Raw genomic sequence first — 3280 nt, forward strand, 5'->3', positions numbered from 1 at the left:
TCCTTGGGGCTGCCCTCGTCGACTTCACCAGTGGAATGACCCTCGGAACGGCCGGTAACACGCATGCGATCGATCTCGAGATCGCCGCGGCCGGAAACACCGAGGTCATCCGGGCGAAGATTCGGACGATGGAGAGTCTCGGGCTTCAGGACACCATCGAGGACATCCTGATCACGCTGGGTCGCCAGTATCACCTGATCCGGTTGTTGCAGAGCCATTCCGGCCGTGGCCTGTTCCTCTATCTGGTGCTCGACAAGTCGCGCGCGAACCTCGCGCTGGCCCGTCATCGGCTGCGCGCCGTCGAGTCGCAGCTCGACGTCTGAGTGCTTCCGGCGCCCGATCAGGCGGCGCGTCCTCGCCACGGGCCTGGTGCCGGCGCGCCGGTGACCGGACGACGGTGATAGGGATATGACGTGAATATGAGCGTGCCGACGCTGCGGATCCGTGGCGGCGTGCTGGTCGGTCCGACGGATGTCCGTGACGAGGTCTGGGTCGTCGACGGCCGGATCACCTTCTCCGCCCCCACCGGTGCGGCGGCCCGGGACGTACGGACGGTCTCCGGATGGGTGTTGCCCGGTCTCGTCGACGCTCACTGCCATGTCGGCCTCGCCGCGCACGGCGCCGTCGACAGGCCCACCACCGAGCAGCAGATCATCACCGACCGGGCGGCGGGCGCGCTGCTGCTGCGCGACGCCGGCTCCCCGGCCGACACCCGGTGGATCGACGCCCGTGACGACCTGCCCCGGCTGGTACGGGCCGGCCGGCACATCGCCCGGCCCCGGCGGTACCTCCGCAACTACGCGGCGGAGGTCGAGCCGGCCGACCTCGTCGCCGAGGTCCTCGCGCAGGCCGACCGGGGCGACGGGTGGGTGAAGCTCGTCGGCGACTGGATCGGCCGCGGGCTGGGCGACCTGGCGTCGTGCTGGCCCGCGGACGTGGCGAAGGCCGCGATCGACGCGGCGCACGCCGCCGGAGCCCGAGTCACCGCCCACTGCTTCGCCGAGGACTCCCTCGCGGATCTCGTCGAGGCGGGGATCGACTGCATCGAGCACGCCACCGGTCTCACCGAGCACACGATCCCGCTGTTCGCCGAGCGGGGGGTCGCCATCGTGCCAACCCTGGTGAACATCTCGACCTTCGAGGACATCGCCGCGGGCGCCGAGGCGAAGTTCCCCGCCTATGCCCGGCACATGCGCGCCCTGCACGCCCGGCGCCATGACACCGTGCGGGCGGCCTACGATGCCGGCATCCCGATCTTCGTCGGTACCGACGCCGGGGGAAGCCTCCCGCACGGGCTGGTCGCCGCGGAGGTGGCCGAGCTCCGCCTGGCCGGGCTGCCGGCGGCGGCCGCGCTCGACGCGGCGACCTGGGGGGCCCGCTCCTGGCTCGGTTATCCGGGCCTGTCCGAGGGCGCCTGGGCCGATCTGGTGGTGTATCCGAGCGACCCGCGGGCCGACGTCGCGGTGCTCGGCGCCCCGGACCTCATCGTCCTGCGCGGACGGCCGGTCTCTCCCTGAACGTCCCTGCGTCCCCCCGGGTACGCGGCCGGTCAGCGGGGAGCATCGAGGACCTGCCGGACCTTGTCCAGCAGGGTGCGTTCGGAGAAAGGTTTGGTCAACAGCGATACCCCCGGGTCCAGCTTTCCCTGCGCGGTGAGGACGGGATCGGCGTAGCCCGACATGTAGAGCACCCGGATGCCGGGTTGCTGGGCCCGGATGCGGTTCGCGAGTTCCCTGCCCTGCATGCGCGGCATGATGACGTCCGTGAGCAGCAGGTGGATGTCGCCCCGGTGCTCGATCGCGATCGAGCACGCGTCGGGGGCGGTGGAAGCCGCCAGCACCTCGTAGCCGTTGCGGCTCAGGATCCGCCGGGCGACCTCGAGCAACGCGGCGTCGTCCTCGGCGATTAGAATCGTCCCGCCGTGCCGGGCGGGCTCGGAGTCCGCCGGTCGTTGTCCGGCCGGGTCCTGCGACAGGTTCCGCATAAAATCACCGCAGTAGGTAATTTGCCGGTGGCATTTAGTGATCGGAGGAACCGTAGCATCGCTTTCGGTGGGTCGCCACCGCGCCGGCCAGGCCGTGTCAGCCCGAAGGCCGTGTCAGCCTGGCCAGGTTGTGGAGGTCACGGCTTGGCGCAGGATCTCGGTGAACGGCCGCGGGTCGAAGCCGGCCGCGTCGAGCCAGGAACCGGAATAGTACGTGTCGGCGTACCGTTCGCCGCCGTCGCAGATCAGGGTGACCACGCTGCCGCGGTGACCAGAGGACACCAGTTCGCAGGCGAGCCGCACCGCGCCCCAGAGGTTCGTCCCGGTGGAGGCACCCGTCCGGCGGCCCGTCAGCGTCTCCAGGAACAACATGGCCGCGACGGACGCCGCGTCGGGCACGGTGATCATCCGGTCGACGACGTCGGGGAGGAAGCTCGGCTCCACCTGTGGGCGGCCGATGCCCTCGATGCGGGAGTGCCCGCCGGTGGCGTGCGGGTCGCCGGTGGACCAGGCGCGGTGGAACGCCGAGCCCTCGGGATCGACGACGCACAGCGCGCAGTTGTGCTGCCGGTACCGCAGATAACGCCCGATCGTGGCGCTGGTGCCCCCGGTGCCGGCGCCGACGACGATCCAGGTGGGGATGGGATGGCGCTCCAACGCCATCTGATTGAAGATCGATTCGGCGATGTTGTTGTTGCCGCGCCAGTCCGTCGCTCGTTCCGCGTAGGTGAACTGGTCCATGTAGTGACCGTTCGTGGCCTCGGCCAGCCGCCTGGCCTCCGCGTACACCGTGGTGGCGTCCGCCACCAGATGGCAGCGACCCCGCTCACGTTCGATCAGGGCGATCTTCTGAGCGCTGGTCGAGGCGGGCATGACGGCGATGAAGGGGAGTCCGAGCATGCGGGCGAAGTAGGCCTCCGAGACCGCCGTCGACCCGGAGGACGCCTCGACGATCGTCGTCCCCTCCCGGATCCAGCCGTTGCACAGCCCGTAGAGGAACAGCGACCGGGCCAGGCGGTGTTTCAACGAGCCGGTGGGATGCGTCGACTCGTCCTTCAGATAGATGTCCACGCCCCGTTCCGCCGGCCACAGGTGCAGGGGGAACAGGTGGGTGTCCGCCGATCTGTTGGTGTCGGCCTCGACTCGGCGAATGGCCTCCCGAGTCCATCGGACGTCCTGTCTGGCGGGTGCATCACTCATGCCCTTCCCGTTCCCCGGATCATGCTTGGATGAAGATCTTTGTTCTTTCCGCCCGCCTTCGTCGATTCGTCGATCTGTGAGCTGTTTATCTCTTAT

General features: G+C 69.5%; 4 protein-coding genes. 2 read left to right on the forward strand and 2 right to left on the reverse strand.

The genetic code is table 11. From position 1 onward, the window contains the following. The coding region (locus AC08OJ_RS14780; RefSeq protein WP_476596007.1) for a hypothetical protein at positions 1–323 on the forward strand (323 nt) is incomplete at its 5' end. Between the two features lie 96 nt (positions 324–419). Next, positions 420–1517, forward strand: a complete 1098-nt coding sequence (locus tag AC08OJ_RS14785) for an amidohydrolase family protein (RefSeq protein WP_476593499.1) — start codon at positions 420–422, stop codon at positions 1515–1517. 32 nt (positions 1518–1549) lie between these two features. Here AC08OJ_RS14785 and AC08OJ_RS14790 read toward each other — a convergent pair whose 3' ends face one another. Together AC08OJ_RS14790 and AC08OJ_RS14795 are read right to left on the reverse strand one after the other, a co-directional pair. Further along, positions 1550–1984 (reverse strand): response regulator, encoded by a 435-nt coding sequence (locus AC08OJ_RS14790; RefSeq protein ID WP_476593500.1) that lies wholly within the window; start codon positions 1982–1984, stop codon positions 1550–1552. Between the two features lie 114 nt (positions 1985–2098). Further along, a complete protein-coding gene (locus AC08OJ_RS14795) occupies positions 2099–3184 on the reverse strand; it encodes a PLP-dependent cysteine synthase family protein (RefSeq protein WP_476593501.1) in 1086 nt (361 codons plus the stop codon). Between the last annotated feature and the right edge of the window lie 96 nt (positions 3185–3280).

Source organism: Frankia sp. CgKIO3 (assembly GCF_977946435.1).

What these genes read in the sequence shown, in the direction of transcription:
- AC08OJ_RS14785 (WP_476593499.1), top strand. Translation starts at nt 420, where the DNA reads ATGAGCGTGCCGACGCTGCGGATCCGTGGCGGCGTGCTGGTCGGTCCG.
- AC08OJ_RS14790 (WP_476593500.1), bottom strand. Translation starts at nt 1,984, where the DNA reads ATGCGGAACCTGTCGCAGGACCCGGCCGGACAACGACCGGCGGACTCC.
- AC08OJ_RS14795 (WP_476593501.1), bottom strand. Translation starts at nt 3,184, where the DNA reads ATGAGTGATGCACCCGCCAGACAGGACGTCCGATGGACTCGGGAGGCC.